The sequence below is a fragment of the Arthrobacter sp. genome (genome assembly GCF_031988865.1).
Classification (GTDB): Bacteria; Actinomycetota; Actinomycetes; order Actinomycetales; family Micrococcaceae; genus Arthrobacter_B.
This window is the reverse complement of record NZ_DALZXY010000152.1, coordinates 1-721: the sequence shown is the minus strand read 5'-3', so window position 1 is coordinate 721 and position 721 is coordinate 1. Positions and strand designations below refer to the sequence as shown.

Below are 721 nucleotides of genomic sequence, written 5' to 3'. Positions count from 1 at the left end.
GTGCTCTGGCAGCTGCGGGTACTGGCCGGCTGGCTCCCGGTCTCCGGTGCCCGGTTGGTACGGGCCGCCGCGGCAGCCTACGAACTGGCCAACATCACGGTCCTCGTCCGTCGGCTGCAGGAATCCGGCGGCGAGGACTCCACTGCCCCGGCTGCCCCGGCAGGCCCGGCAGGCCCGGCGGACTCCGCGGATGCCACGGCTTCGAGAGCATCCGCAGTCCCGCTGCCGGAGTACTTCGACCTCGGCGGGCTGGCAACAGCTTGGCCCCGGCTGGCCGGTGCCGATTCGCTTGCGGACCTGACCGCACGCCTGAGACAGAGTCCTTGGGGTGATCCCGGCGAGCCAGACGCCCTGGCTGACACTCTGGCCGTCGTCCAGCTGCGGCGGCTGGCCTCCGCAGCACCCCAGACAGGGAGCTGGACGACGGCGGCAGCTGCCCTCATCGCCGCCCGCAGAGTTCTGGTGGCCCCCGCTCTGTCGTCCCGCGAGGACAGGCCAGTCAGCGCCGGCCGGCTGACCGTGCTGCTGCGGCCAATGCTCGGCACAGCGTGGTCAGCGGCAGAGGACGTCGAGTCTTTCCGTGCAGCGCTCCCGGCGGCTGCCGCAAAGGTGCTGGACGGCGTGGAGCAGCCAGGCGACCTGTGGCGGGCCGAGGCCGTGCTGCGGGCCAGCGTCGAGGACGAGGCGTTCCGGCTGCTGCGCTCCGGGCTGCCCGGCCCGG

Annotated in this window: 1 protein-coding gene; it reads left to right on the top strand. The window is 73.2% G+C overall.

The features are described 5' to 3' along the window. Positions 1 to 721 (top strand): hypothetical protein (locus RTN46_RS16585; RefSeq protein WP_312183056.1); only part of this gene is annotated, 721 nt, incomplete at both ends.